At 73.5% G+C, this 26,330-nt stretch carries 27 protein-coding genes and 1 tRNA gene; 7 read left to right on the forward strand and 21 right to left on the reverse strand.

What is annotated here, in order from left to right:
• The first annotated feature begins 318 nt into the window (after positions 1–318).
• Entirely contained in the window at positions 319–1,710 is a 1,392-nt protein-coding gene (locus GRQ65_RS24160; protein ID WP_160879450.1) for a M15 family metallopeptidase, read from the forward strand.
• Positions 1,711–1,758: 48 nt separating this feature from the next.
• Positions 1,759–3,099: an ABC1 kinase family protein gene (locus GRQ65_RS18365; RefSeq protein ID WP_160879451.1), complete on the forward strand. Its 1,341-nt coding sequence runs from the start codon at positions 1,759–1,761 to the stop codon at positions 3,097–3,099.
• On the opposite strand, the gene GRQ65_RS18370 is transcribed toward GRQ65_RS18365, so the two are convergent.
• The 8 genes from GRQ65_RS18370 to GRQ65_RS18405 form a co-directional block, all read right to left on the reverse strand.
• Complete coding sequence (locus tag GRQ65_RS18370; protein WP_160879452.1) at positions 3,065–3,676, reverse strand: arylsulfatase; 612 nt, start codon at positions 3,674–3,676, stop codon at positions 3,065–3,067. The genes GRQ65_RS18365 and GRQ65_RS18370 overlap by 35 nt on opposite strands.
• Positions 3,677–3,686: 10 nt before the next feature.
• A complete protein-coding gene (locus tag GRQ65_RS18375; RefSeq protein WP_160879453.1) occupies positions 3,687–4,049 on the reverse strand; it encodes a hypothetical protein in 363 nt (120 codons plus the stop codon).
• 20 nt (positions 4,050–4,069) lie between these two features.
• Complete coding sequence (locus GRQ65_RS18380) at positions 4,070–4,825, reverse strand: VOC family protein (protein ID WP_202388338.1); 756 nt, start codon at positions 4,823–4,825, stop codon at positions 4,070–4,072.
• The gene (locus GRQ65_RS18385) at positions 4,822–5,229 is read right to left on the reverse strand and encodes a pyridoxamine 5'-phosphate oxidase (protein ID WP_202388339.1); all 408 of its coding nucleotides are present in this window, start codon (positions 5,227–5,229) and stop codon (positions 4,822–4,824) included. The genes GRQ65_RS18380 and GRQ65_RS18385 overlap by 4 nt, the downstream gene beginning before the upstream one ends.
• 393 nt (positions 5,230–5,622) lie before the next feature.
• Positions 5,623–6,249: a YigZ family protein gene (locus GRQ65_RS24165; RefSeq protein WP_160879454.1), complete on the reverse strand. Its 627-nt coding sequence runs from the start codon at positions 6,247–6,249 to the stop codon at positions 5,623–5,625.
• Between the two features lie 4 nt (positions 6,250–6,253).
• Positions 6,254–7,033: a TSUP family transporter gene (locus tag GRQ65_RS18395; RefSeq protein WP_160879455.1), complete on the reverse strand. Its 780-nt coding sequence runs from the start codon at positions 7,031–7,033 to the stop codon at positions 6,254–6,256.
• A gap of 7 nt (positions 7,034–7,040) precedes the next feature.
• On the reverse strand, positions 7,041–7,352 hold the full coding sequence (locus GRQ65_RS18400; RefSeq protein WP_160879456.1) for an AzlD domain-containing protein: 312 nt from the start codon (positions 7,350–7,352) through the stop codon (positions 7,041–7,043).
• Entirely contained in the window at positions 7,349–8,005 is a 657-nt protein-coding gene (locus tag GRQ65_RS18405) for an AzlC family ABC transporter permease (RefSeq protein ID WP_160879457.1), read from the reverse strand. The genes GRQ65_RS18400 and GRQ65_RS18405 overlap by 4 nt, the downstream gene beginning before the upstream one ends.
• A gap of 31 nt (positions 8,006–8,036) precedes the next feature.
• Here GRQ65_RS18405 and GRQ65_RS18410 point away from each other — a divergent pair, with 31 nt between their 5' ends.
• The gene (locus GRQ65_RS18410) at positions 8,037–8,894 is read left to right on the forward strand and encodes a helical backbone metal receptor (RefSeq protein ID WP_160879458.1); all 858 of its coding nucleotides are present in this window, start codon (positions 8,037–8,039) and stop codon (positions 8,892–8,894) included.
• 169 nt (positions 8,895–9,063) lie between these two features.
• Here the strand turns inward: GRQ65_RS18410 and GRQ65_RS18415 are convergent, their stop codons facing one another.
• From GRQ65_RS18415 to GRQ65_RS18425, 3 genes are read right to left on the reverse strand one after another with little or no spacing between them, the layout of a single operon-like run.
• Positions 9,064–11,112, reverse strand: a complete 2,049-nt coding sequence (locus GRQ65_RS18415) for a vWA domain-containing protein (protein ID WP_160879459.1) — start codon at positions 11,110–11,112, stop codon at positions 9,064–9,066.
• Complete coding sequence (locus GRQ65_RS18420; RefSeq protein WP_160879460.1) at positions 11,105–12,502, reverse strand: magnesium chelatase ATPase subunit I; 1,398 nt, start codon at positions 12,500–12,502, stop codon at positions 11,105–11,107. Before GRQ65_RS18420 ends, GRQ65_RS18415 begins: the two co-directional genes overlap by 8 nt.
• 22 nt (positions 12,503–12,524) lie before the next feature.
• The gene (locus GRQ65_RS18425; RefSeq protein ID WP_160879461.1) at positions 12,525–12,917 is read right to left on the reverse strand and encodes an SseB family protein; all 393 of its coding nucleotides are present in this window, start codon (positions 12,915–12,917) and stop codon (positions 12,525–12,527) included.
• 117 nt (positions 12,918–13,034) lie between these two features.
• Here GRQ65_RS18425 and GRQ65_RS18430 point away from each other — a divergent pair, with 117 nt between their 5' ends.
• Positions 13,035–13,397: a YchJ family metal-binding protein gene (locus tag GRQ65_RS18430; RefSeq protein WP_160879462.1), complete on the forward strand. Its 363-nt coding sequence runs from the start codon at positions 13,035–13,037 to the stop codon at positions 13,395–13,397.
• Here the strand turns inward: GRQ65_RS18430 and GRQ65_RS18435 are convergent.
• From GRQ65_RS18435 to GRQ65_RS18445, 3 genes are all read right to left on the reverse strand, one after another.
• On the reverse strand, positions 13,373–13,810 hold the full coding sequence (locus GRQ65_RS18435) for a VOC family protein (protein WP_160879463.1): 438 nt from the start codon (positions 13,808–13,810) through the stop codon (positions 13,373–13,375). The two genes, GRQ65_RS18430 and GRQ65_RS18435, sit on opposite strands and share 25 nt — an antisense overlap.
• A 66-nt stretch (positions 13,811–13,876) precedes the next feature.
• The gene (locus GRQ65_RS18440) at positions 13,877–15,298 is read right to left on the reverse strand and encodes a PAS domain S-box protein (RefSeq protein WP_160879464.1); all 1,422 of its coding nucleotides are present in this window, start codon (positions 15,296–15,298) and stop codon (positions 13,877–13,879) included.
• Positions 15,299–15,362: 64 nt separating this feature from the next.
• Entirely contained in the window at positions 15,363–16,148 is a 786-nt protein-coding gene (locus GRQ65_RS18445; protein WP_237448504.1) for a dioxygenase family protein, read from the reverse strand.
• 92 nt (positions 16,149–16,240) lie between these two features.
• Between GRQ65_RS18445 and pdxY the strand changes: the two genes are divergently transcribed.
• Positions 16,241–17,092, forward strand: a complete 852-nt coding sequence (gene pdxY, locus GRQ65_RS18450; RefSeq protein WP_160879465.1) for a pyridoxal kinase PdxY — start codon at positions 16,241–16,243, stop codon at positions 17,090–17,092.
• A gap of 13 nt (positions 17,093–17,105) precedes the next feature.
• The gene (locus GRQ65_RS18455) at positions 17,106–17,720 is read left to right on the forward strand and encodes a trimeric intracellular cation channel family protein (RefSeq protein WP_160879466.1); all 615 of its coding nucleotides are present in this window, start codon (positions 17,106–17,108) and stop codon (positions 17,718–17,720) included.
• 120 nt (positions 17,721–17,840) lie between these two features.
• On the opposite strand, the gene GRQ65_RS18460 is transcribed toward GRQ65_RS18455, so the two are convergent.
• The 4 genes from GRQ65_RS18460 to GRQ65_RS18475 all read right to left on the reverse strand — a co-directional run bounded on the left by GRQ65_RS18460 (position 17,841) and on the right by GRQ65_RS18475 (position 21,127).
• A complete protein-coding gene (locus tag GRQ65_RS18460) occupies positions 17,841–18,476 on the reverse strand; it encodes a DUF2510 domain-containing protein (protein WP_160879467.1) in 636 nt (211 codons plus the stop codon).
• Positions 18,473–20,569, reverse strand: a complete 2,097-nt coding sequence (malQ, locus tag GRQ65_RS18465; RefSeq protein ID WP_160879468.1) for a 4-alpha-glucanotransferase — start codon at positions 20,567–20,569, stop codon at positions 18,473–18,475. Before malQ ends, GRQ65_RS18460 begins: the two co-directional genes overlap by 4 nt.
• A 25-nt stretch (positions 20,570–20,594) precedes the next feature.
• Complete coding sequence (locus GRQ65_RS18470; protein ID WP_237448505.1) at positions 20,595–20,900, reverse strand: HNH endonuclease signature motif containing protein; 306 nt, start codon at positions 20,898–20,900, stop codon at positions 20,595–20,597.
• A 151-nt stretch (positions 20,901–21,051) separates the two neighbouring features.
• A tRNA-Thr gene (locus GRQ65_RS18475) sits at positions 21,052–21,127 on the reverse strand.
• Between the two features lie 66 nt (positions 21,128–21,193).
• Between GRQ65_RS18475 and GRQ65_RS18480 the strand changes: the two genes are divergently transcribed.
• A complete protein-coding gene (locus tag GRQ65_RS18480) occupies positions 21,194–22,423 on the forward strand; it encodes a DUF4032 domain-containing protein (protein WP_160879470.1) in 1,230 nt (409 codons plus the stop codon).
• On the opposite strand, the gene GRQ65_RS18485 is transcribed toward GRQ65_RS18480, so the two are convergent.
• From GRQ65_RS18485 to cysS, 3 genes are read right to left on the reverse strand one after another with little or no spacing between them, the layout of a single operon-like run.
• Positions 22,420–23,961: a metallophosphoesterase family protein gene (locus GRQ65_RS18485; RefSeq protein WP_160879471.1), complete on the reverse strand. Its 1,542-nt coding sequence runs from the start codon at positions 23,959–23,961 to the stop codon at positions 22,420–22,422. The genes GRQ65_RS18480 and GRQ65_RS18485 overlap by 4 nt on opposite strands.
• The gene (gene rlmB, locus GRQ65_RS18490) at positions 23,958–24,899 is read right to left on the reverse strand and encodes a 23S rRNA (guanosine(2251)-2'-O)-methyltransferase RlmB (RefSeq protein WP_160879472.1); all 942 of its coding nucleotides are present in this window, start codon (positions 24,897–24,899) and stop codon (positions 23,958–23,960) included. The genes GRQ65_RS18485 and rlmB overlap by 4 nt, the downstream gene beginning before the upstream one ends.
• A complete protein-coding gene (gene cysS / locus GRQ65_RS18495; RefSeq protein WP_160879473.1) occupies positions 24,899–26,284 on the reverse strand; it encodes a cysteine--tRNA ligase in 1,386 nt (461 codons plus the stop codon). The genes rlmB and cysS overlap by 1 nt, the downstream gene beginning before the upstream one ends.
• Positions 26,285–26,330: the final 46 nt, after the last annotated feature.

Raw genomic sequence — 26,330 nt, forward strand, 5'->3', positions numbered from 1 at the left:
CTCCCAAGCCCCGACGTCGGCGACGAGAGCTAGGGAGTGCCGCCCCCGAAGAGCATGGCGAGGACGAACGAGATCGTCGGCACCGCCCAGAGCAGCACGAAGGCGAAGTTGTCGGCGCGCAGCAGCTTCACGACATCCGCTCCCATCCAGACACGACGATTCCCTCACTCACGAGACAGTCCCTTCGCAGCAGTTCCGTCCCCCGACGAAGACCCTGCGGGCCACAGGTCTGGTGCCCGGTCCCCCGAGCGGCGAAACCGACCAGTCGGGTGAGAGTGTCGAGGCCCCGCTCACAGGTCGGGTCGTCAGACTCCGGGAGTGCGCCCCTCCCCCACGGCTCTGCTGGTCCTCGTGACCACGGTCCTCGCGTCGGTCGCGACCGGCCTGTTCTCGCCCGCCGCGTCAGCGGCCGAGCCGACCAGCCTCACCCTGACCGCGACCGGCGGCACCGCGGGCGCCGCCTCGACCGTCACGGCGCAGCTGGTGCGTGCCGACGGCTCCGGCGTGGCCGGCGCCCCCGTCCTCCTCGAGCGGTCGCACGCCGGCACGTGGGTCGCCGTCGCGACCCTCACCACCGACGCGAGCGGCCGCGCGGTCACGTCGGCGCCGCTGGCGCAGGCGAGCGCCGACAACGCCTTCCGCGCGTCGTACGCCGGCGACGCGTCGCTGGCACCGGCCGCGAGTCCGGTGGTCGTGGCCCCGCTGGAACGCGTCGCCAGCCGGCTGCGGCTGCGGGCTCCGAGGACGGTGGTCGACGAGCGCACCGCGACGCTGCGGGTGCGCTGGACGACGAACGACGGCGGGCCGGTGAGCGGCGAGGTGCGGCTCGAGCAGCGGGTCGGGAAGCGGTGGCAGGTCGTCGAGGTCGTCACCACCGATGCGTCCGGCCGCGCCCGCCTCGAGGTCGAGCCGCGCACCGACAGCCGTTGGCGCGCCCGGGCCGAGGCGCTCGAGTGGGTCGACGGCGCCACCAGCCGGCCCCACAGCATCGACAACCTCCCGCCCGGGGAGCGGGTGCGCCTGCCCGCCGGCGCCCCGCGCCCGCGCATCTCGCTGCCCGACCAGCCCCACGCCGTGGGCGAGGGGCCCAACCCGGTCGTCACCACGATCCCCGACGACGTGTGGGACGAGATGACCGGCGTGAGCTGGCACCCGGGGTGCCCGGTCGGGCGCGAGGGGCTGCGGCTGCTGCGCATCAACTACTGGGACTACGACGGCTACCGCCGCCGCGGCGAGCTGGTCGCCGCCACCGGCGCGATGGAGCGGATGCGTGGTGCGCTCGCCGACATGTACCGCGCCCGGCTTCCGATCCGCTCGATGTGGCGCGTCGACCGCTTCGGCTTCTCGGGCCGCTCGCGCGGTGGCGACGACTACGCCTCGATGGCCGCGGGCAACACCTCGGCGTTCAACTGCCGCGACGTGACCGGTCGCCCCGGCGTGCGCTCGCCGCACTCCTGGGGCGGCTCCCTCGATGTCAACACCTGGGAGAACCCGTTCCGCTCGGCCCGGGGCATCGTGCCCAACGCCTGGTGGCAGCCGCGCTCGCACCCGCGGGTCGCCTGGCGCTCGCGCAGCCACCCGGTCGTGCGGATCATGGTGCGCCACGGGCTGCGGTGGGCCTACGGCCTCAGCGACACCCAGCACTTCGAGACGGCCTACCGACCCAGCCGGGCGGCGTACCCCCGCTGCGCCGTGCTCTCCTGCGACTGAGCGCCCGTTCGTCCCCGCCTGCCTTGGCCCGTGGGACAGACTGGAGCCATGCCCGACCGGGACTCGCCGCGAGACCTGCCCCGCAAGGCCGCCGCGCGCACCGCCCGGCTGGCCGCCCTCCCCCTCGGGTACGCCGGCCGCACGGCCTGGGGGTTCGGCAAGCGGCTCGGCGGCGCGCCCGCCGAGGCGGTGCTGACCGACATCCAGCAGAAGACCGCCGAGCAGCTGTTCCGCACCCTCGGTGAGCTCAAGGGCGGGGCCATGAAGTTCGGCCAGGCCCTGAGCGTGCTCGAGGCGGCGCTGCCCGAGGAGGTCGCCGGGCCCTACCGCGAGCAGCTCACCAAGCTGCAGGACGCCGCCCCGCCGATGCCGACCTCGACGGTGCGCGCCCAGCTCACCGCCGGCCTCGGCAGGGACTGGAAGGAGCGGCTGGTCTACCTCGACGGCGGCCCGACCGCGTCGGCCTCGATCGGGCAGGTCCACGAGGGCCGCTGGCACGACGGACGCCGGGTCGCGGTCAAGGTGCAGTACCCCGGCGCCGGCGACGCCCTGGCCGCCGACCTGCGCCAGATCGCCCGGCTCGGACGCACCATCGCGCCGATCGTGCCGGGCATCGACCTCAAGCCCCTGATCGAGGAGATGCAGGAGCGCACGGTCGAGGAGCTCGACTACGGCCTGGAGGCCGAGGCCCAGTCGGCGTACGCCGCGGCGTTCCGCGACGACCCCGACCTGGTCGTGCCCGACGTGGTCGAGGCCGGCGACGCCGTGCTGGTCACGGAGTGGCTCGACAGCCCCTACTCGCTGGCGCGGATCATCGCCGAGGGCACGCAGGCCGAGCGCGACCGCTACGGCCAGCTCTTCGTCCGCTTCCTCTTCGACGGCGCGGCCCGCACGGGCATGCTGCACGCCGACCCGCACCCCGGGAACTTCCGCGTGCTGCCCGACGACGACGCCCTCGGCGTGCTCGACTTCGGCGCGGTCGCGCGCCTGGAGGAGGGCGGGCTACCCGAGGCGATGGGGCGCCTGATCAAGGTGGCGTCGCGCTCCGACGAGGCGGGGCTCGAGCAGGGGCTGCGCGACGAGGGGTTCATCAAGGACCGCGTCAAGGTGGACGCCGAGCTCCTGCTCGACTACCTCAGCCCGTTCATCGAGCCCACCCAGGTCGAGTCGTTCCGGTTCAGCCGGGAGTGGATGCGCACCCAGTTCCAGCGCATCAACAACCCCCGCGAGCCCGCCTACACGGTGGCGATGAAGCTCAACCTGCCGCCGTCGTACCTGCTCATCCACCGCACCTGGCTCGGCGCGCTCGGCATCCTCAGCCAGCTCGGGGCCGAGGTGTCGTTCGACCAGCTGCTCACCGACTACCTCCCGGGCTACGCAGACGCCTGAGCGCGTCCTCGAGCCCGAGGCGCGGCGAGGCGAGCACCCGCGGGTGGGCCGACAGGGCGGCGGCGGGTGCCATCGAGGTCTGCGCCAGCACGACCACGGCGTCGGGGTGACGCTCGGCCTCGTCGGCGACGAGGCGGTGGTAGCCGTCGAGGTCGCCCGCCTCCCACCGCTCCCACGCCCCGTCGACCACGACCGCCCGCGCGTCGTCGACACCCTCCTCGGCCAGCAGCGCCAGGGTCGGCGCCAGCGTGCTCTCGAGGGCGGCGAGCGCCACCACCGGGGCGTGGTGCGCCGCGGCGGCGACCGCCAGAGGCCGGTCGATGCGCAGCGCTCCGGCGCGCTCGGCGACCCCACCGATCGTGGAGCAGGTGCAGAGCACGACGTCGTACGCCGCCACGAGGGTCGCGACCCGCTCGGCGACCGCCTCGGGGCCGTCGGCGCGGGCGTCGGCGAGCAGGTCCTCGCGCACGACGTGCTCGAGCTCCAGGCCGAGCGCGAGGTCGGGTGCGAGCTCGTCGCGCAGCGCCTCGAAGGTCGCGACGTGCGCCGGCGAGGTGTGCAGCAGGGTCAGCCTCACCCCAGCATCGTCACACGAGCTCGACGCGGGCCTCGGTGGCGTCGGGGTCCCGCTCGACCACCAGGTCGAGGCCGCGGATCTCGGATGGCTTGACGCGGTCCCAGAACGACAGCTCGGCGTTGGCCGATCGCGAGGGCACGCTGATGCGCGCCGCGACCGCCGAGGTCGCCCGCGGCTCGTCCGGGGCGGCGGCCACGAGGTGGAACGTCACCCCCGCCGGCGAGCGGAGGACGGCGCGCTCGCCGCGGTCGAGCAGCACTGCGCCGGCCTCGGTCGCGTGCACGATCGCCCGCCCGACGTCGTCGACGTGCAGCTCGAGCAGCACTCCCGACCGACCATCGACCACGGCGCTGGTCCAGCGGGGTCCCGTCACGGGCGACGGGTACCCGCCTCCTACCGCTCGACGCCCGCCCGCCGGGGTGAGCGGTCGGTGACGCAGTAGCGCAGGCCGGCGGGGTCCCGCAGCACGGTCCACTCGTCGTGGCGGGCGAGGACCTCGGCGCCGGCGGCCGCGTGGTCTGCGACCTCCGCGTCGCGGTCGTCGGTCGAGAGGTCGAGGTGGGCGCTCGCGACCGGCTGCTCGTCGTCGAGGCGCTGCACGAGCAGCTGCAGGCCGAACGACGCATCGGGAGTCAGCCGGGCGAACTCGGTCTCGGGCACCGGGTCGCGGCGCGTCCACCCGGTGAGGCCGGCCCAGAACTCGAACTCCTCGACGTAGCGGCTCGGCGCCACGTCGATGCTGACCTGGTCGACGAGCGACGTCCGCCCGCCCGGCCAGGTCCGCGGGGCCGGCCGGTCCCCCGCCGCGTGCGCGACCAGGCAGAAGGCCAGCCCCGCCGGCGAGGCGAGCACCCAGTAGTCGCCCTGGTCGGCACTGACGGTCGCGCCGAGCCGGACCGCGGTCTGCGCGGCCGCGTCGGGGTCGGCGACGTGGAGGTCGAGGTGCACCGCAGGCTCGGCCGCGCCGGTGCGCTGCACCTTCAGCACCGCCTCAGCGGCGTCGGGCTCCAGCGTCGCGAACTCGCCCGCGGCTCCGCGCGGTGCGGACGGCGTCCACCCCGTCACCTCGGCCCAGAACGCCGTGCCGACACCGTGGACGTCGGCCGGCAGGTCGAGGAACGCCGTCAGCCAGGTGGGGTGCACGCTCACGCGACGGGTCCGCACTCGTGCCCGCACGCGCTGTCCCCGGCGGCCGCGGGGGCCGGCGCCTCGAACGGCGGTGGCGGCCCGTCGGCGTGGGCGCGCGGCCGGTGCAGCACCGCGCCGGTCGGCGCGATGCGCACGTCCTCGCCGTCGACCGCACCGGTGCCGTCGACGAGCAGCGCGAACCCGTGCCGCTCGGTGGGCGGGAACAGCACGGTGAGGGCGGGGTTGCCCGCGAGGTTGCGCAGCGTGCCGCCGCCCGGCCCGCGCACCAGCAGCCCCTCACCCTCGACCACCGGGTCGACGGTCACGATCTTCACGCTGCCCCCCTCCGAGACGGTGGCGAGGTGTCCCGACCCGAAGGCGCCCAGGGCACGCTCGAGGTCGGCCAGGTCGACCGGGATGCTCATGGTCGAAGGCTAGGACCTCAACCCAGCGGCTGAGGAGGAGAACGTCGCCAGCGGTCGCCCATCACCGCTGGTTGAGGAGGCGCGCCAGCGCCGTCTCGAAACCGCTACCCCGGACTGACGTGGTTTCCAGACAGGACTTCGTCCTTCCTCAACCACCAGAGACGGAGCCCGCCGCCGCTGGTTGAGGAGGCGCGCCAGCACCCTCTCGAAACCACTCCATCGGCGAATGTGGTTTCGCGACAGGACTTCGTCCTTCCTCAACCACCGTGGCGACAGGACTTCGTCCTTCTTCAACCACCGTGGCGACAGGACTTCGTCCTTCCTCGACCACCGGGGACGGAGCCCACCACCGCTGGTTGAGGAGGCGCGCCAGCGCCGTCTCGAAACCACTCCTCAGGTCCAGCGCTCGCCGACGGTCTCGACCTGGCCCCGGCCCGAGCTGACCGCTGCGACGAGGGAGGCGAGTCGGGCGGTGCGCTCGGGAGAGGTGGCGATGCGCAGCGCGACGTCGGCGCCGAACTCCCGGTCGAGCACGACCACGTCCAGCCCGTGGAGCGCGCTCTCGAAGACGCCGGCGGTGGCGTGGTCGAGGCGGACCAGGTGCTCGACCAGCAGGCGCCGGGTGCGGGTGCCGGCCGCGTCGAGGCCGAGTCGCACGGCCTCGGCGTAGGCGCGGGCGAGGCCGCCCGCGCCGAGGAGCGTGCCGCCGAACCACCGCGTCACGACCACGACGACGTCACTGACCTCGCGTCCGCGCAGCACCTCGAGCATCGGGGCGCCGGCGGTGCCGGCGGGCTCACCGTCGTCGGCCGCCCGCTCCACGACGGCCGGTGGTACGCCGATCCGCAGGGCCGAGCAGTGGTGCCGCGCGTCGTGGTGCGCGCGCCGGAGCCGGTCGAGCACCTCCCGGGCGGCGCCCTCGTCGTCGGCGCGCACGAGCGTGCAGAGGAAGCGCGAGCGCTTCACCTCGAGCTCGGTCTCCGCGTCCCGACCCGGGACGAGGTAGGAGCCGGTCACCACGAGGTCACCACACCCCCAGCACGCCGCCGCCGAGCCGGACGACGAACGCCGAGACCACGACGATGAAGAACACGCGCACGAACCGCGCGCCGCGCGAGACCGCGACCCGCGCCCCGGCGTACGACCCGAGGAGCTGGCAGACCCCCATCACGAGGCCCACGTGCCACAGCACCGCGCCCTGCGGCACGAAGAGCGCGAGGGCGCCGAGGTTGGTGGCCCAGTTGGCCAGCCGGGCCTTGGCGGAGGCCTCGAGGAAGGAGTAGCCGAGCAGCCCCACCAGCGCGAAGACGAGGAAGCTGCCCGTGCCCGGACCGAGCGCGCCGTCGTAGAACCCGATGACGAAGCCGACCGTCAGGGCGGTCGCGAGGTGACGCCGGCCGGCGTGACGCAGGACCGTCGCCTCGCCGAGCGACGGCTTGAACAGCACGTAGGCGCCGACGACGACCAGCGCGACGAGCACGATCGGCTCGAACGCCGAGCGCGGCACCTGGCTCGCGACGAGCGCGCCGCAGAACGACCCGGCGAAGGCGACGAGCATCATCGGCAGGAAGGTGCGCGGGTCTGGACGGACGCGGCGGTAGTAGGTGAGCGAGCTGGCCGTCGTGCCGCAGATCGAGGCGAGCTTGTTGGTCGCCAGCACCTGCACCGGGCTGGCGCCCGGCAGGCCCAGCAGGAGCGCGGGCAGCTGGATGAGCCCGCCGCCTCCGACCACGGCGTCGACGAACCCGGCCGCCACCGCCGCCAGGCCGAGCAGGGCGAGCGTCGTCGTCGAGACGTCGCTCACGGCGCACTCACGGCGCGCCCAGGGCGCGCAGCGCGGCGGTCAGGACGACCGCGGTCAGCACGCCGACGATGACCGGCGCGCCGCGCCAGAAAAGGACCCCCGCGACGGCCACGCCCGCAGTGGCGGCGTCCACCTGCAGGTGGCGGCCGTCGGCGAGCGCGGAGGTCACCACGAGCGCGGCCATCAGCGGTCCCGCCAGCAGCCCGACGACCCGGGTGAACCGCGCCGGCAGCTCCCGCGCACCGAGCACCAGCGGCCCGGCCGCCTTGATCGCGGCCGTGAGCAGCGCGACCCCGGCGATGAGCAGCCAGGCGTTCACCGCAGCGCCACGAGCGCGGCCAGCGCGGCCGCGAGGATCGGTACGCCGGGGGGCGCGAAGGGCACGAGGGCGAGCGCGATGACCGCGCCCGCGAGTGCGACCCACCGGGTCTCGGGGCGGCGCAGCTCCGCGACGAGGAGGGCCAGGAAGAACGCCGGGAAGATGGCGTCGACCCCGAGCCGGTCGGTGTCGCCGAGCAGGTCGCCGCCGAAGGCGCCGAGCACCGTGCCGGTGAACCACCCGGCGTACTGCGGCGCGAAGGCCCCGAAGATCAGCCACCGGTCGAAGGTGCCGTCGTGGCGGTTGGCCATGACGAACGACGGGTCGACGACGGTCTGGCCCTGCAGCGCCCGCGACCACGGCCGGCCCGGCAGGGACGGCGCGACGGCGATGCCCATCGCGAGGAACCGCGAGTTGGTGAGCCCGCTGGCCAGGACGGCGGGCAGGACCCCGCCGCCGGCGCCGAAGACGGCGATCGCGGCGAACTGACCGGAGCCGGCGTGCACGAGGGCCGACATCACCACCGCCTGGAGCGGCGACAGGCCGGCGTCGACGGCGACGACGCCGAAGGACAGCGAGAGCAGCAGCGGGACGCTCGCGAACCCCGCCCCCAGGCGCAGCCCGCGCCGGAAGGACACGTCCGCCTGCGTCACCGCACGAGCGTACGCATGCGAGGCTGGGCCGGTGCGCGTGGTCTCCCTGCTGCCGTCCGCGACCGAGATCCTCTTCGCTCTCGGCGCCGGCGACGACGTCGTCGGCGTGACCTTCGAGTGCGACTTCCCGCCGGCGGCGCGCGAACGCCGGGTCGTCTCGACGACCGCCCTGCCCGAGGGGCTCTCCCCGGCCGAGATCGACGGCTACGTCGTCGCGGCGCTCGCACGCGGCGAGGACCTGTACCGACTGCAGGCCGACGCGCTGCGCGAGCTCGACCCCGACCTCGTGGTCACCCAGGACCTCTGCGCGGTCTGTGCCCTCGACGTCTCGACCGTCGACGCGGCCCTGGCCCACCTCGGCTGCACCGCCGAGGTCCTGACGACCGACCCGCACACGCTGCAGGACGTGCTCGCCTCGATCACCGCGATCGGGGCCGCGGTCGGCCGCCAGGCGGAGGCCGCCACGCTCGTCGCCGACCTGCGCCAGCGGATGGCCGCGATCTGGCGGAGCACGATGGGCCACGACCGGCCGCGGGTCGCCGTGCTCGAGTGGACCGACCCGCCGTACGCCCCCGGCCACTGGATCCCCGAGATGGTCGAGCTGGCCGGTGGGGACAACGTCCTCGGCACGGCCGGCGAGCGGTCGACGCGCACCACCTGGGACGACCTGGCCGCCGCCCGGCCCGACGTCGTGGTGGTCGCGCCCTGCGGCTACGACCAGGCGGGCGCCCAGGCCCAGGCCGACGCCCTCGTCGCCGCCGGGCACCTGCCCGACGACGTGCACGTGGTCGCCGTCGACGCCGATGGGCTCTGGGCCCGCCCCGGGCCGCGGCTCGTCGACGGCGCCGAGCAGCTCGCCGCCGCGCTCAAGGCGCTCCCGCGCCGCTGAGCGGCCAACCCGGCGACGTCAGTGGTTTCGAGACGGGCCTCGCGGCCCTCCTCAACCACCGTGTCGGTGGTTGAGGAAGGACGAAGTCCTGTCTCGAAACCACCCAACCGATCCGACAGTGGTTTCGAGACGGGCCTAGCGGCCCTCCTCGACCATCAACTCCTGAGCATCACTCCACCCAGTCGCCGCGGCCCCAGCCGCCCCAGCCGTCGAAGGCACCGCCGTAGCCACCGCCGGCCGGACCGCGCGAGCCGAGGTAGGACCCCACGACGGCGGCGCCGAGGTCGTCGAGCTCGGGGGCCACGACGCGGCCCTCGACCCGCTGGGCCATCTGCTCGATGAAGCGCGCGAGACCCGGGTCCTCGCCGAGGCGGAAGAACGTCGTCTGCGCGCCGAGGCGGCGGGAGTTGTCGAGCTCGCGGACAGCGTAGGCGACCGTCAGCGGGTGCGGCGGGTAGGAGAAGTACACCTCGCCGTTGGGCTCGAGGTGCGAGGTCGGCTCGCCGTCGGTCACCACCAGCAGCACCGGCTGGGCGTTGGGGTGCTTGCGGAAGTGACGGTTGGCGAGCAGCAGGGCGTGGTGCAGGTTGGTGCCCTTGTCCCACTTGGCGTCGAGCCCGGTGAGGTGCTCGATCTCCATCACCTCGGCGTGCCGACCGAAGCCGATCAGCTGCAGCGCGTCACCGCGGAAGCGCGAGCGGATGAGGGTGTGCAGCGCGAGCGCGGTGCGCTTCATCGGCACCCAGCGCCCGTCCATCGCCATCGAGAACGACGTGTCGACGAGCAGCGCGACGCACGCCTGGGTGCGCGCCTCGGTCTCCTGCACCTCGATGTCGTCGATCGTGAGGCGTACGCCGGCCCGCGGGTCGCCACCCTCGGCGATCGTGCGTCCGACCGCGTTGGTGATGGTGCGCGGGACGTGCCAGGGCTCGGTGTCGCCGTACTCCCAGGCCCGGGTGGAGCCGGACAGGTCGCCGGCGGCGCCGGCCCGGCGCAGCTCGCGCTGCCCCTGGCGCCCCGACATCTTGTCGGCGACGTCGCGCAGCAGCGCCTTGCCGAGCTGGCGCATCGCCTTCGGGGTCAGCTGCAGCGTGCCGTCGGAGCCGCGCCGCAGCGTGCCGCCCTCGCGCAGCGCCCGCTCGAGCTCCTGCAGGGTCCGGGCGTCGACGGCCGCCTCGTCGCCGAGCTGGCGCGAGAGCGCGTCGAGGTCGAGGTCGTCCATCCGGGCGCCGCCGTAGGACTGTGAGAGCTGCTCGCTGAGCGCGTCGAGCTCGGCGAGGTCCTGGAAGACCCCGGTGCCGTCGCCGAGGCCGAGCCCCTCGCCGCCCTCCATCCGCTCCGAGCCGCTCCAGTCCTCGCCGGGGCGCAGCGACTGCAGGTTGGAGTCGAGGCGGGCGAGCGACTCCATCAGCGAGGCCGAGCCGAAGGCCTGCTGCGAGAGCTCCATCAGCTGCTGGCGCTGCTCGGGCGACATCGAGTTCATCATCCGCTGGGCCGCAGCGGCGCGCGCCGCCATCGCGTCCATGAGCTCGTCGAGGTTGCCGGGGTTCTCCGGGAAGAACTCGCCGTGCTTCGCCATGAACTCCGCGAAGTCCTCGGGGGTGTCCTCGCCGCGCTGGCGCTTCTCGAGCAGCTCGTTGAGGTCGCCGAGCATCTCGTCGATGGCCTGGCGGTCCTCGTCGGTGGCGTTCTCGAGGGCCTGCTTCATGCCGGCGAAGCGCTGGTCGAGCATCTCGCGGCCGAGCAGGTCCTTGATCTCGTCGTACTTCTCACGGGCCTCGCGGCTCTGCCAGTCGTACGACGACAGCTCGCTCACCGCGGCCGCTGTGTTGGCCGGCAGCCCTTCGAGCTGCATCTCGCGCAGCGCGCGGTCGCCGTCGTCCATCTGCACGTCGCGGGCGAGCTGCTTGCGCTCCTCGAGCACCGCCTCGTCGAGCAGGCGGCGCACCTCCTCGAGGGTGCCGTCGAGGTTGTGACGGGCGGTGAGCTCGCGACGGCGCTCGGCGACCCGGCGGGCGAGGTCGTCGAGCCCCTGCTGGTCGCGACCGCCGCGGCGCAGGAACTCGCGCATCGCGCGCTCGGGCGAGTAGCCGGCCATGACGTCCTCGCCGATCGCGTCGAGCGCCTCGGAGAGGTCGACCGGCGCGGCGAGCGGGTCGCCGCCGGCGTAGCGGCCGTAGCTCTGCGCGCTGCGGCGCGAGGTGTGGAGGTTAGCCATAGATGGTCTCGCCCCGTCCGGACTCCTTGGAGATCTTGCGCGCGAGGTAGAGGCCCTCGAGCGCCAGCTCGATCGCGCCGGCGCGCTGGCCGTCGTTGGTGGCTCCGACCCGGGCGCAGATGTCGTCGTAGAGCTCCGACTCGCCCAGCGGTGGCAGTCCGGTGAGGAAGTCGCGCGCGGTGACCTGCTCACCGGTGGTGACCATCGTGCCGTTCTCGATCGCCTCGACGAGCAGCGAGAAGTCGAGGCCGCGGAAGGTGCCGCGCACGGTCTCGGCGGTCGCGGTGCGCAGCAGGTGGTTGAGCACGTCGAGCTCGCGGCCCTCCTCGCCCGACTCGAACTCGATCTTGCCGCCGAGCACGTCGACGGCGGTCTCGAGGTCGACGATGCGCGCCACGGCGTGGTCCTCGCCCTGCACGGTCGCGCGGTGGATCGCGGCCGCGGCGATGGTCTCGGCGCCCGCGATCGCGAAGCGCGCCGAGACGCCCGAGCGCTGGTCGACCGAGGACGACTCGCGCAGGTTGCGGGTGAACCGGGCCAGGATCTCGATCAGGTGGTCGGGGACCTCGGCGGTCAGCTCCGCCTCCTGGCGGATGACCGCGACCTCGTCCTCGAGCTCGGTCGGGTAGTGGGTGCGGATCTCGGCCCCGAACCGGTCCTTGAGCGGGGTGATGATGCGCCCGCGGTTGGTGTAGTCCTCGGGGTTGGCGCTGGCCACGACCAAGACGTCGAGCGGCAGGCGCAGCACGTAGCCGCGGATCTGGATGTCGCGCTCCTCCATCACGTTGAGCATCGCGACCTGGATGCGCTCGGCGAGGTCGGGCAGCTCGTTGATCGCCACGATGCCGCGGTGCGAGCGCGGGATCAGCCCGAAGTGGATCGTCTCCGGGTCGCCGAGCGAGCGGCCCTCGGCGACCTTCATCGGGTCGACGTCGCCGATGAGGTCGGCGACGCTGGTGTCGGGGGTCGCGAGCTTCTCGGCGTAGCGCTCGTCGCGGTGGCGCCACTCGATCGGCAGGTCGTCGCCGAGCTCGGCGGCGCGACGCACCGAGGCGTGGACGATCGGCTCGAAGGGGTGCTCGCCCAGCTCGGAGCCGGCGATGACCGGCGTCCACTCGTCGAGGAGGCCGACCAGGGTGCGCAGCAGCCGGGTCTTGCCCTGGCCGCGCTCGCCGAGCAGCACGATGTCGTGGCCGGCGATCAGAGCGCGTTCGACCTGCGGGATGACGGTGTCCTCGAAGCCGTGCAGGCCGGGCCAGGGGTCGCGGCCGTCGCGCAGCGCGGCGAGGAGGTTGTCGCGCAGCTCGGCTCGGAGGGTCTTGTGGACGTGGCCGGACTCGCGGAGCTGGCCGACGGTGGAGAGGGAGGGAGCGGACGTCGCAGAGGTCACTCCTTCACGCTACGCCGGTCCCCTAGGACGACGACTCCGAACCGGAGGCTGCCTCCGCCAGGTGCGGCAGGAGGCGTACGACGTCCGGCGGGAGGGTCACGCCGTCCGGGCTCGCCGGGTCGACCGCCATCCACAGGTCCTGGTCCGGCCAGCCCCCCGCCAGCTGGGCGAGCGAGACCTCGACGGCACTCGCCCGGTCGACGCCGGCGTTGGAGAGGGTCTCCGCGGTCGTGAAGACGGGCACGTAGTGCACACCGTCCTGCTCGACCACCGGCAGCGCCAGCGCACCCTCGGGTGGCGCCTCGACGTCGTCGGGCAGCTCCTGCGGCAGCAGCGCGGTGCCGACGGCGAGGCGGATGAGCACCGCCTCGGCCTCGGCCTGGGCGTCGGTCCGGTCCTGGGGTGCGTGGGTCACGAGGGTCCTCTCGGTGCGGGGCGGCTCTCGGAGATCGCCGGTATCCCCGGCGCCGGGGCTTCACGCCTGGTCCGTCGGTACCGATCCGCGGCTGTCGTCACGGCTATCGTCACCAGGGTGCTGGCCGAGGACTGCCCCTGCGGCACGGGACTGCGCTACGACACCTGCTGCGGCCGGCTCCACCGCGGAGCCTCGAAGGCCGCCTCGCCCGAGGAGCTGATGCGCTCGCGCTACGCGGCGTACGCCGTGGGCGCCCTCGACCACGTGTTCCGCACCTGGCACCCGCGCACCCGGCCGGCGACCCTCGAGCCCGACCCGGGGCTGGAGTGGACGGGCCTCGAGGTCGTCGACGCGAGCGGTGACGAGGTGGAGTTCGTCGCGCACTGGCGACGCGACGGACGCGCGGGCCGGCTGCGCGAGCGCAGCCGCTTCGAGCACCGCCGCGGGCGGTGGGTCTACGTCGACGGCGACGTGTCCTGATCTGCGACGTTGAACATCCAGTTCACGCCGAAGCGGTCCTTCACCTGACCGTAGTGGTCGCCCCACACCTGCCGCTCGAGCGGGACGTCGACGTTCCCGCCCTCGGCGAGCGCCTCGAACCACCCGGTCACCGTCTCGACCGCGTCGCCGCTGATGCACAGGTGGCCGTTGGGCGTCGAGCCGGTCTCGCCCGGAGGCAGGTCGGACCCCATCAGGCGCAGCCCGGCGTCGGTGACGAGCCGTGCGTGCATGACGCCGTCCGGCGGGACCCCCGAGCCCTCCTCGCTGCTGTCGGGGAGGCCGTAGTGGTCGAAGGTGACGATGTCGAGCTCGCCGCCGAACACGTCGCGGTAGAAGGTCATGGCGGCGCGGGCGTCGCCGTCGAAGAGCAGGTACGGCGTGAGGTCGATCATCGGGGCTCCTGGGTGTCGGGGACGGGTCCACCGGAGCAGACCGCGATCGACCCGCGGACTCATCGCTCAGGCGACGGATCGGACCCTTGCCGGCAGCTCGACGCTGACGATCGTGCCCTGACCGACGACGGAGTGGATCGACACCCGGCCGCCGTGCTCCTCGGCGAGCCGACGGACGCTCGAGAGCCCGAGTCCGGTGCCGCCGTCGTCCGTGGCCAGCCCACCGCGCTGGAACTCGTCGAAGATCGTGTCGAGGTCCTCCTCGGGGATGCCCCGGCCCTGGTCCGAGACCGTGAGCCGCACCGACTGCTCGGTGCTGTGCACGTCGACGGCGATCGGGTCGCTCGCGGAGTACTTCATCGCGTTGCCGACGAGGTTGGTCACGACCCGCTCCATCGCGGCCCGGTCGACGAGGACCATGACGGGTGCGTCGGGCAGGTCGATGCGAGCCAGCTCGGAGGCGCTGCCCATCGTGGCGACCGTGTCGCGGGCCAGCTTGGCGAGGTCGAGGGGCTCCGGTCGGAGGGTGGTGCTGATGGAGTGGTGGGTGGCGTAGCCGACGAGGTCGCTCATCATCTGCATCAGCCGGTCCGCGTTCGCGTCGATGCGGCCCAGGAAGTCGTCGCGCTTGTCGTCCGGCGCGTCGCGCACCAGCTCGGTGAACCCCTTCATCGCGGCGATCGGGGTGCGGAAGTCGTGGGCGATGGTGCCGAGGAACGACGCCTGCGCCTCCTCGAGGCGCTTGCGCTCGGTGAGGTCGCGCGTCACCTTCGCGAACCCGGTCAGCTCGCCGTGGTCGTCGTGGAGCGCGGTGATGACCACCTCGCCCCAGAAGCGGGTGCCGTCCTTGCGCACGCGCCAGCCGCTGTGCTCGACCGAGCCCTCGCGACGGGCGAGGTCGAGCAGCTCGAGCGGGAGCCCGGCGCGCCGGTCCTCCTCGGTGTAGAACATCGCGAAGCTGCGGCCGATGGCCTCCTCGGCGGTGTAGCCCTTGTGCCACTCCGCGCCGGCGTTCCAGGACTCGATGGTGCCGCTGGCGTCGAGCGCGATGATCGCGTAGTCGACCACCTGGCTCACCAGCAGCCGGAACCGCTCCTCGCTGCGCCGCAGCTCCTCCTCGAGGCGGTGGGCCTCGGTCAGGTCACGGGTGACCTTGCCGAACCCCACGAGCTGCCCGTCGTCGTCGTGGAGAGCCGTGATGGTGACGTCGGCCCAGAAGCGGGAGCCGTCCTTGCGGACCCTCCACCCCACGCTCTGGGTGCGACCGTGCACCCGGGCCTCGTCGAGCAGTCGGAGCGGGAGCCCGGCGCGCCGGTCCTCCGGGGTGTAGAACATCGCGAAGCTGCGACCGAGCGCCTCCTCGGGGGTGTAACCCTTGAGCCGCTGCGCACCGGCGTTCCAGGACTCGATCGTGCCGCTGCCGTCCAGCGCGATGATCGCGTAGTCGACCACCTGGTCGATCAGGCGGGCAGGGGCGGTCCCGGTCACGTCCGACACCCTAGGACCGCAGGCTCACCCGCGGAGGTGGAACGGCCCAGGACGTCGGGGTGGGTCAGGCCACCTGCAGACTGCGCTTCGAGAGGCCCAGCCAGAAACCGTCGATCACCTGGTCGCCCGGGACCTCCGGATCGCTCGCCGCGCCGAGGGTCACGAAGAGCGGGGTGAAGTGCTCGACCGTCGGGTGGGCGTAGGGCATGCCCGGAGCGCGCGTGCCGTACGCCGCCAGCTCGTCGACGTCGCCGCGGGCGAGCGCCTCGCCAGCCCAGGCGTCGAACTCCGAGGACCAGCCCGGAGCCTTGGCGTCCAGCGACCAGTCGGTGAGGAACGGGAGGCCGTGGGTGAGGAAGCCGGAGCCGATGATCAAGACCCCCTCGTCGCGCAGCGGGCGCAGCCGTCGACCGAGCTCCATGAGCCGCACGGGGTCGTGGGTGGGGAGCGAGAGCTGCAGCACCGGCACGTCGCCGGCGGGGTACATGATCGACAGCGGCACCCAGGCGCCGTGGTCGAGACCGCGGCTGGCGTGCTGGTGGACGGGCTCGCTGTCCGGCATCATCGCCGCGACCCGGCGGGCCAGCGCGGCGGCGGGCGGGGTGCGGTAGGTCATCTGCGAGTACTTCGGGTCGAACCCGCCGAAGTCGTAGACCAGCGGGGCGCCGTCCGCGGACAGCATCACGGGCGCCGACTCCCAGTGGGCGCTCACGATGAGCACCGCGGTCGGGCGCGGCAGGTCGCCCGCCCACGCGGCGAGCTGCGAGGACCACAGCGGGTCGTCGAGCAGCGGCGGCGCGCCGTGCCCGATGTAGAGGGCGGGCATCCGGTCGGGGGCGGTCGTCTCCATGGTGGGTTCAATTGTTGCAGCTTCAACTTCATTCCACCAGGGTCGTGCGGGCCCTGCTCGCCGCGGGGCCTGTCGGCTGGGACGATGGACCCGTGCAGATCCTGTCGATCCAGTCGTCGGTGGCCTTCGGTCACGTGGGCAACTCGGCCGCGGTGTTCCCGCTGCAGCGGCTGGGCCACGAGGTGTGGCCGGTCAACACGGTCCACTTCTCGAACCACACCGGGTACGGCGCCTGGCGCGGGCCGCTGCTCGACCCCGCCGACGTGCGCGAGGTCATCACCGGCATCGGCGAGCGCGGCGCGCTCGCGGGCGTCGACGCGGTGCTCTCCGGCTACCAGGGCGACCCCGCCGTCGGCGCGGTCATCCTCGAGGCGGTCGCCGCCGTGCGCGCGGTCAACCCGGGTGCGACGTACTGCTGCGACCCGGTGATGGGTGACGTCGGACGCGGGATGTTCGTGAAGCCCGGCATCCCGGAGTTCATGCGCGACACCGTCGTGCCGCAGGCCGACGTGCTGACGCCCAACCACTTCGAGCTCGACTTCCTGGCCGGCGGCTCGACCTCGACCCTCGACGAGGTCCTCGACGCCATCGACGAGGTGCGCGACCGCGGACCCCGCGACGTCCTGGTCACCTCGGTGCTCCACGAGGGGTCGGAGGCCGACTCCCTCGACGTCGTCGCCGTCTCCGACACGGGTGCGTGGGTGGTCACCACCCCGCTGCTCCCCATCGCCCCCAACGGCTGCGGTGACGTGACCGCGGCCCTCTACCTCGCCCACCTGCGCACCACCGGCTCCCCCGCGCTGGCCCTCGAGCGCACCACCGCCACCGTCTTCGCGATCCTCGAGCAGACCCTCGACGCCGGCACCCGCGAGATCCAGCTCGTCGCCGCCCAGGACGCGATCGCCGAGCCCCCGCACGCCTTCGCGGCCCGCCAGCTGCGTTGAACGGCGTCACCCGTTGAACGGCGTTCCGCTGCTCGACGTCCTCGGCACCTTCGTCTTCGCCGTCTCGGGCGCGCTCGTCGCGGTGCGCGCGCGCCTCGACCTGTTCGGCACCCTCGTGCTCGGCTTCGCCACCGGCCTCGGCGGCGGGCTCGTGCGCGACGTGCTGCTCGGCGACGTCCCGCCGGTCGGGCTCACCGAGTGGCCGCTGCTGGCGGCGGCCGTGGTGGCCGGGGCGACGACGTTCTGGTGGCACCCGGCGTTCTCGCGGTGGGAGCCGCTCATCCTGCTGCTCGACGCGGCCGGGCTCGCGCTGTTCTGCGTCAACGGCGCGCTGAAGGCCTCCGACGCCGGCCTCGACGTGGTGCCCGCGGCGCTGCTCGGCATGATCACCGGCATCGGCGGCGGGATCATCCGCGACGTCCTCGCCAACCGCGTGCCGGTGGTGCTCGAGGGCGGGTGGTACGCCGTGCCCGCCCTGACCGGTGCGCTGTGGGCCGCCACGGCTCACGGGCTCGACCTCAGCGCCCCCTTCGTCGTCGCCCCCGGCATCGCCGTCTGCTTCGGCTGGCGCGTCCTCGCCCTGCGCCGCGGCTGGTCACCGCGCCCCGCGCGGCACCCCGGTGGTTGAGGAGGGCCGCTGGGCCCGTCTCGAAACCACTCCCCGCCGACAGTGGTTTCGAGACAGGACTTCGTCCTTCCTCAACCACCGGCATGACAGGACTTCGTCCTTCCTCGACCACCGGAAGGGTCAGAACGAGTCCTGGATCGTGATCCGGTCCCAGCTCACCGGGAGGTCGTCGAAGCTGGTGCAGTCGAGCACGGCGGTCGCGCCGACCTCGACGGTGCCGCTGGTGCAGGTGAGGGTGGCGTTCACCGCGGTGCCGAGCAGCAGCCGGATCTCGACGAAGGCCGAGTCGGAGTCGCTGCGGTCGTTGGTGACCCGCAGGCCGGTGACGTCGGCGTCGCCGAGCTCGTCGGCAGTGACCTCCCAGCCGTCGCCGTAGTCGAACCCCGCGACCGAGAACGCCTCGCCCTCGGTGATGCTCAGCGGGTTGTCGGGCCCGCCGGGGGTGTCGTCGTTCACGGTGTCGTCGACGCGGCTGGCGAGCACCGCGATGCCGACGCCGCAGCCGGCGATCATCAGCACCAGGACGAGCGCGCAGCCGAGCAGCACGTTGCGCCCGACGTTGCTCTTCTGCTGCGGGGCGGCGTAGTAGGGCTGGCCGTAGCCGGGCTGACCGTACGACGGCACGCCGGGCGCGCCGGGGGCCAGCGGGCGGAAGGAGTCGCTCCACGAGCTGCCGTTCCACCAGCGCTCCTGGTCGCCCTGGGGATACCAGCCGGCGGGCGGGAGGCGGTCGCCGGGCGCGGGTTCCTGCGTCACGAGCGGAAGCCTGCCACGAGCGCGGCGGCGCGCGCGGAGGTCAGCACGTCCTCCAGCGGGACCGGTCGACCGTCGGGGCCGGCCAGCGGCACGCGCCAGTTGGGGTACTCGTCGACGGTGCCGGGCTGGTTCTGCGCACGGCGGTCGCCGACCGCGTCGACGAGGGCGACGTTGAGCAGCCGGGCCGGCGTGAGCGCGAGGTAGCGGTGGAGGGCTGCGACGACGCGCTCCTCGTCGACGTCGCCGGGCTCGAGCAGGCCGCGGCGGCGCAGCTCGTCGAGCCAGGCGTCGACCTCGGTGCGGGCGGCGGCGAGGTCGGCGTCGAGGTCACCGTCGAGCAGGCCGAGGCGGTGCTGCAGGCGCACCTGGTCGCCGGCGAGGTAGCCCGCGGTCGGCGGCAGGTCGTGGGTGGTCACGGACGCCATGCACCACTCGCGCCACTGCTCGGCGGGCAGCGGGCCGTCGGTGCCCTGCTCGAACCACAGGATCGAGGTGCCGAGCAGCCCGCGGCGCGCGAGGTAGGAGCGCGCCTCCGGCGGCACGACGCCGAGGTCCTCCCCCACCACGACGGCGCCGGCGCGGTGCGCCTCGAGGGCGAGCACGCCGATGAGCGCCTCGTGGTCGTAGCGGACGTAGGTGCCCTGGTCGGCCGACGCCCCGACCGGGATCCACCACAGCCGGAACATCCCGAGCACGTGGTCGACGCGCACCCCGCCGGCGTGCCGGAGCACGGAGCGGATCAGGTCGCGCAGCGGCGCGTAGCCGAGCTCGGCGAGCCGGTCGGGCCGCCACGGCGGCTGGCTCCAGTCCTGACCGAGCTGGTTGTAGGGGTCGGGCGGTGCGCCGACCTGCACGCCCTGGGCGTAGACGTCACGCATCCGCCACGCGTCGGCGCCGCCGGGGTGCACGCCGACGGCGAGGTCGTGGAAGACCCCGAGCCGCATGCCGGCGCCGGTCGCCTTGGCCTGGGCGAGCTGCAGCTGCTCGTCGAGCACCCACTGCAGCCAGCAGACGAACGCCACCTGCTCGGCGTGCTCCTCGGCGTACGCCGCCACAGCGGGGCCGTCGGCGTCGTGGAACTCCTCGGGCCAGGTGCGGGCGTCGTTGCCGAACTCCTCGGCGAGGACGTTCCACACCGCGAACAGCCGCAGCGCCTCCCCCTCGCGCTCGACGTACGACGCCAGGTCGAGCTCTCGACCGACGCTGCGCGGCGCGGCGTGCACGAGCCGCAGCGCCGCCCGCTTCGCGGTCCAGGCGCTGTCACGGTCGACGGCGTCCTCGGGCGCGAGCCAGGGCGCGAGGTCGGCGTGCAGCTGGTCGACGGCCGCGCGCTCGGAGGCCGGCAGCTCGGCGTACTCCGGGATCCGCTCGACGCGCAGGTAGAGCGGGCTGGGGAAGCGCCGCGTGCTGGGGAGGTAGGGCGAGGGCTCGAGCGGGGCGAGCGGCTCGGCCGCGTGGAGCGGGTTGACGAGCACGTAGTCGGCGCCGAGACGGCTGCCCGACCAGACGGCGAGGTCGGTGAGGTCGGTGAGGTCCCCGAGCCCCCAGCTGCCGGCCGAGCGAACGCTGTAGAGCTGGGTCGCGAACCCCCAGCTGCGCCCCTCGTGCGGCACGCCCAGCCAGGCCGGGGTGACGACGAGCTCGGCCCGGGTCGTGCCGTGCGGGGTGGTCGCCAAGAGGTGGTGGTAGCCCAGCGGCAGGTCGTCGGGCACGGCGAACGTCGCCTCGCCGACCAGCGCGCCGTCCACCGGCCGCGGGTCGACCCAGCGGTCGACCTGCGCGAGCGGGCGGGTCTGCCCCGCCTCGGTCACCACGCTGACCGCGACGCCGTCGCCGTGCGGCACGTGCACCGGCACCGTCGTGGGCTCGCCCTGGACGCACACCACGCACGGCGGGAGCGTGCGACGCCACGGCTCGTCCTCCCGCGTGGCGCGCGCCGCCTCCGGGTCCGCGGTCGCCACGCCCATCGCGGTCAGCACCGCCTCGATGGTCTCGGCGGAGACCACGACCGTGCGGCCGCGCCAGTCGGTGAACTCCGTCGCCACGCCGTACGCCTCGGCCAGCCGGGTCAGTGCGTCGCTCGGCGCAGTCACGGGAGGACTCTCCCACGGTCGACGTTCAGTACGACCGCCCGTCGGCGTACCGCTCCCGACGACTGTGGCGGCCCTTGCCCTTGTTGCGCATCTTGAACGTCGGCAGTTGCGAGTCGCAGTTGGGGCAGACCAGCCGCAGGTTGTCACGATGGTTGTTGCCGGAGTCGCCGTCGACGTGGTCGAGCACGAAGGCCAGGGGAAGCCCGTTCCAGGTCGCGGGGGCCAGGCAGATGGCGCAGCGACCGCCCTGCTCGTCGTTGATGTAAGTCCGTACGTAGTGCCCGCGAGAGGTCGCCGGGTTGCACGTTCCCGTCTCGAGCCAGCGTGCCACGTTGGCCCGCCTCTCGAGTTCTCGCTGACACCGGACGCTGCAGTAGACCTGCTGATGCCGCTTGACCAGCTCGGCCCCACAGCCTCGACACTCCCGCATGCGGTCGAACCTAGGCTGGGGCACCGACAACGGCGGTCGAGGCGCGGCGTCCTGGAGCCGCCTGGGGGACTCGAACCCCCAACCTTCGCATTACAAGGGCGCTGCGCTGCCAGTTGCGCCAAGGCGGCACGGGACGGTCGACCGTCCCGAGTGGTCAACCTACCCAGGAGCGCCGTCGGCGCTAGCCTCGGCCTGTGGCCCTGCGCATCGTGGCGAGCCGGCCGGACCCGGCGATCGTGACCCTGCCCTGGTCGCTGCCGCTGGAGGAGTGGGGCGAGCCTCACGTCGTACCGCTCCCCCGGGGGCTGTCGCGCCACGTCGTGCGGATCGTGCGGCTGCGCGACCGGGTCTACGCGGTCAAGGAGACGGTCGAGGACATCGCGTTCCGCGAGTACCGCCTGCTGCGCGACCTGCACCGCCTCGGCCTGCCGGCCGTCGTGCCGCAGGGCGTGGTGACCGGGCGGGTCGACGCCGACGGCGAGCCGCTGCCGAGCGCGCTGCTCACCGAGCACCTGCGCTTCTCGCTGCCCTACCGCAGCCTCTTCAGCCACGGCCTGACCCACGACAGCCTGCCGAGCCTCGTCGACGCGATGGTCGTGCTGCTCGTGCGCCTGCACCTCACCGACTTCTTCTGGGGCGACGTGTCGCTGTCCAACGTGCTCTTCCGCCGCAGCGCGGGCGGCTTCGCGGCGTACCTCGTCGACGCCGAGACCGGCGAGCTGCGGCCCTCGCTCAGCCGTCAGATGCGCGAGTACGACGTCACCATCGCCACCGAGAACGTCTTCGCCGAGCTGCTCGACCTGCAGGCCAGCGAGTCGCTGAGCTACGAGGTCGAGGCCCACGACATCGTGCAGCTGCTCGAGGAGCGCTACACCGCCCTGTGGACCGAGCTGACCCAGGAGGAGGAGTTCTCCGCCGACGAGCTGTGGCGCATCGAGCAGCGCGTCGAGCGGCTCAACGACCTCGGCTTCGACGTCGACGAGCTCGACATCGTCACCGACTTCGACGGCGACCGGGTGCTCATCCAGCCGAAGGTCGTCGAGGCCGGCCACCACCAGCGCGAGCTCCAGGGACTGACCGGCCTCCACGTCGAGGACGCCCAGGCCCGCCGCCTGCTCAACGACCTCGCGGCGTTCACCGCCCACTTCAACCTCGGCCGCGAGGACCGCTCGCTCGTCGCCGCCCGCTGGCTCGACGACGTCTACACGCCCATCACCGCGATGGTGCCGCCCGAGGCGCGCGGCAAGCTCGAGCCGGCCGAGGTCTTCCACGAGGTGCTGCAGCACCGGTGGTTCCTCGCCGAGCAGGCCGGGCACGACATCGACACCTTCGACGCGGCCCGCGACTACATCGACAACGTCCTGGCCCACAAGCCGGAGGAGGCGCTCACGAGCGCCGCGGCCGACGAGACGGCCGAGTCCTAGGACTCGCCGTCGTCCGCCGGGGCGAGCTCGGTCGGCACGAACTCTCCGACCTCGAAGGTGCCGTTGGTCTGCAGCATCACGCCCTGCACGCCGACCGGGCGCCCGTCGGCGTAGGTGATCAGCGCGACGTCAGCGGGGCGCCGGATCGAGGAGCCGACCGCGATGGCGTACGCCGCTCCCCCGGTGGTGCCGGAGGTGTAGCTCCACCCGACCTGGCCGTTCTCGCCGTCGACCCGGTTGGGGCCCGAGCGCACGTGGGTGTGGCCGCCGAGCACGAGGTCGGCGCAGCCGCGGGCGAGCGCCTCGCGCCCGAGGTTGGCGTCGTGCACCAGGATCGTCCCGATGCGATCGCCTCCCTCGTCGGCGGCGCAGGCGGCGTCGGCGACGCGGGTCTCGACGTCGGAGAACGACAGCCCGCTCTCGTCGCGCCAGTTGCCGAGGCCACTGGAGCGCGGGTCGCCGACCCCGAGCAGCCGCACCCCGTCAGGACCGTCGACGACCTCGCCGTCCAGCAGCGTCCAGCCGTGGCTGTCGAGGTAGGAGCCGACGAAGTCGCCGTTGTCGTGGTTGCCGGTCACGGCCCAGCGGGCGTCGGCGTAGGGCCCGGCGCCGAACGCCGCGTCGAGCGAGTCGAGGGAGAAGGCCTCCCAGGTGCTGCCCGTCGAGGTGTCGTCGCCGGCGTCGAAGACCGCGGTCGCGCCGGCCCGGTCGCCGATCGCGCGGGCGACCTGGTCCATGCCGATGTTGTCGTGGCGGTCGGTGACCATCACGACGACGTTCTCGCCCTCCTCTGGCGTGCGCAGCTCGAGCTCGGCCGCCGCCGCGGCGGCGTCGCTGTAGAAGTCGAGCCCCTTCTGGTAGGTGCTGACCGCGCTCTCGATCAGTCGACGCGTCTGGCTGGTGGTGACGTCGCCGCGCACCTCGACGCCGTCGAGCTCGGCGGGCACCGGGACCTCGGGGCCGAGGAACTCCGAGAGGCTCTGCCACGACCGGCCCTGGCTGACGCTCTCGTCGTCGTCGAGCCCGCCGCCGCTCCACGGCTGGGTCACGCCGACCACGACCAGGGCGGCCACGACCACCACGGGCACGGCCCGGGGGCTCCGGGCCGCGCGGAGCAGCTCGCGGCGGCGGGTCGCCCCGACGGCTGCCCACGCCAGCAGCGGCACGGCGGCGAGTGCGCCCCCGCGCAGCGCCGCGCTGAGCGCGAGGTCGCCGAGGACCTCGCGCACCCGTGATTCGACGCCCTCGGGCTGGCTGGCGATGAAGGCGTAGCGCTGGACGAGCTCCTCGAAGCTGCCCGCCGTGGTCTTGCCGAGCTCGACGTCGACCCCGATCCGCTGCCCGGTCACGATGCGGACGTCGGGCAGCACCGGGCCGGCGTCGACGACCAGGTGGCCGCTCAGCGTCGGGTGCACGACCGCGTCGTGGCTCGCCAGCGTCGTCTCCCGGCTGCTGGAGAGGAACAGCACCGAGCCCGCGACGGCGGTCAGGACGAGCCAGACGCCGGCGTACGCCGAGAAGCGAGCGAGATGCCTCAAGCGCGGGCCTGGGAGATGGCGTACAACGCCACCGACGCGGCGACCCCCGCGTTGAGGGACTCGACCTGGTTGGCCATCGGGATCGAGACGAGCTGGTCGCAGGTCTCGGCGACCAGGCGCGACAGGCCGTCGCCCTCGGAGCCGACCACGACGACGAGCGGGCCGTCGGACAGCTCCAGCCCGGGCAGGGTGACGTCGCCGTCGGCGGCCAGGCCGACGACCATCAGGCCGGCGTCCTGGTAGGCCTTGAGCTGGCGCACCAGGTTGACCGTCTGGGCGACGGGGATGCGCGCGGCGGCACCGGCGCTGGTCTTCCAGGCGGCCGCGGTCATGCCAGCGGCGCGGCGCTCGGGGATGACGACCCCGTGGGCGCCGAACGCCGCCGCGCTGCGGATCGCCGCGCCGAGGTTGCGGGGGTCGGTCACCTGGTCGAGGACGACCACCAGCGGCGGCTCGCCCATCTCGCGAGCGCGGTCGAGCAGGTCGTCGGGGTGGGCGTACTCGTAGGCCGGGATCCGCGCGGCGAGGCCCTGGTGGACCGCCCCGCTCGTCATCCGGTCGAGCTCGCCCTTGCTGACCTCGAGCAGGCTGATGCCGCCCTCGGCCGCCAGCCGGAACGCCTCGCGCAGCCGACCGTCACGCTCGGCGCCCTCGGCGACGTAGAGCCCGTTGACCGGCACGCCCTCGCGCAGCGCCTCGACGACGGGGTTGCGCCCGGCGATCCACTCGGCGTCGCCGGAGGTGCGCCGCTTGGGCCGGCTCGGCCCGGAGCGTTCCGCCTTCTGGGCGAGCTTGTAGGCCTTGTGGTTGGGGCGGTCCTTGGCCTTGGGCGTGGGGCCCTTGCCCTCGAGGCCGCGGCGCACCCGTCCGCCCGAGCCCGCGGTCGGCTTCTTGGTCGTCTTGCGGATCGAGCCCTTGCGCTGGCTGTTCCCTGGCATCAGGCGTCCTTCTGGGAGAGGGACCACACGGGTCCGTCGGGGGTGTCCTCGACCTCGATGCCGGCGGCCGCGATCTGGTCGCGGATCGCGTCGGCGGTGGCGAAGTCCTTGGCGGCACGGGCCTCCGAGCGCTGCGCGAGCAGGCCGGAGAGCAGGGCGTCGACCACGTCGCTCAGCCCGGCGTCGGTCTTCTGCGCGTCGGGCCAGGCCGGGTCGGCGGGGTCGAGGCCGAGCACGTCGAGCATGGCCCGCACCTGGGCGGCGTACGGCGCGGGGTCGCCGGAGCGGTTGCCCTCGCGCACGGTGTCGAAGAGCACGGCCACGGCGGCCGGAGTGCCGAGGTCGTCGTCCATCGCGTCGGCGAACGCCTGGGGCACCTCACCGGCCTCCTCCTCGCCCGCGCGCTCGAGGAACCCCTCGATCCGGCGGAAGCCCTGGGCGGCCTCGTCGAGCGCCTCGAAACTGAACTCGACGTGGCTGCGGTAGTGCGCGGCGACGAGGTAGAAGCGCAGCTCGATGCCGCGCACCCGCTTCAGCACCTCGGGGATGAGCAGGCTGTTGCCCAGCGACTTGCTCATCTTCTCGCCGGCGGTGGTGATCCAGGCGTTGTGCATCCAGTACGACGCGAACCGCTGGCCCGCGGCCCGTGACTGGGCGACCTCGTTCTCGTGGTGCGGGAAGCGCAGGTCGACGCCGCCGCCGTGGATGTCGAACGCCGAGCCGAGGTACTTGCCGGCCATCGCGGAGCACTCGATGTGCCACCCCGGACGCCCGCGGCCCCACGGGCTCGGCCACGACGCGGTCTCCGGCTCGGAGGCCTTCTTGCCCTTCCACAGCGCGAAGTCGCGCGGGTCGCGCTTGCCGCGCGGGTCGGCGTCGCCGGCGGCCTCCATGTCGTCGATGCGCTGGTGCGTCAGCTCGCCGTACGCCGGCCACGACTGCACGTCGAAGTAGACGTCGCCCGAGCCGTCCTCGGCCGGGTAGGCGTGCCCGGCCTCGATGAGGCGGGTGATCAGCTCGAGCATCTCGGGCACGTGCCCGGTCGCGGCCGGCTCGTAGGTCGGCGGCATGACGTTGAGCGAGGCGTAGGCGCGGTCGAGCTCGCGCTTCATGTCGTAGGCGAGGTTGTACCAGGGGCGGCCCTGCTCCTCGGCCTTGGCGAGGATCTTGTCGTCGATGTCGGTGGTGTTGCGGATGAAGGAGACGTCGTAGCCCTCGTGGCGCAGCCAGCGCTGCAGGACGTCGAAGTTCACCGCCGAGCGCACGTGACCCACGTGCGGCTCCGACTGCACGGTCAGCCCGCAGACGTACAGCCCAGCCTTGCCCTCGACGAGGGGCACGAAGTCACGGACCTCGCGGGTCTGGGTGTCGTAGAGCCTGAGCACCGTCCGAGTCTAGAGAGACCCGGCCGGGGTCACGATTCGCTGCTGG

Source organism: Nocardioides flavescens (assembly GCF_009823805.1).
Lineage (GTDB): Bacteria > Actinomycetota > Actinomycetes > Propionibacteriales > Nocardioidaceae > Nocardioides > Nocardioides flavescens.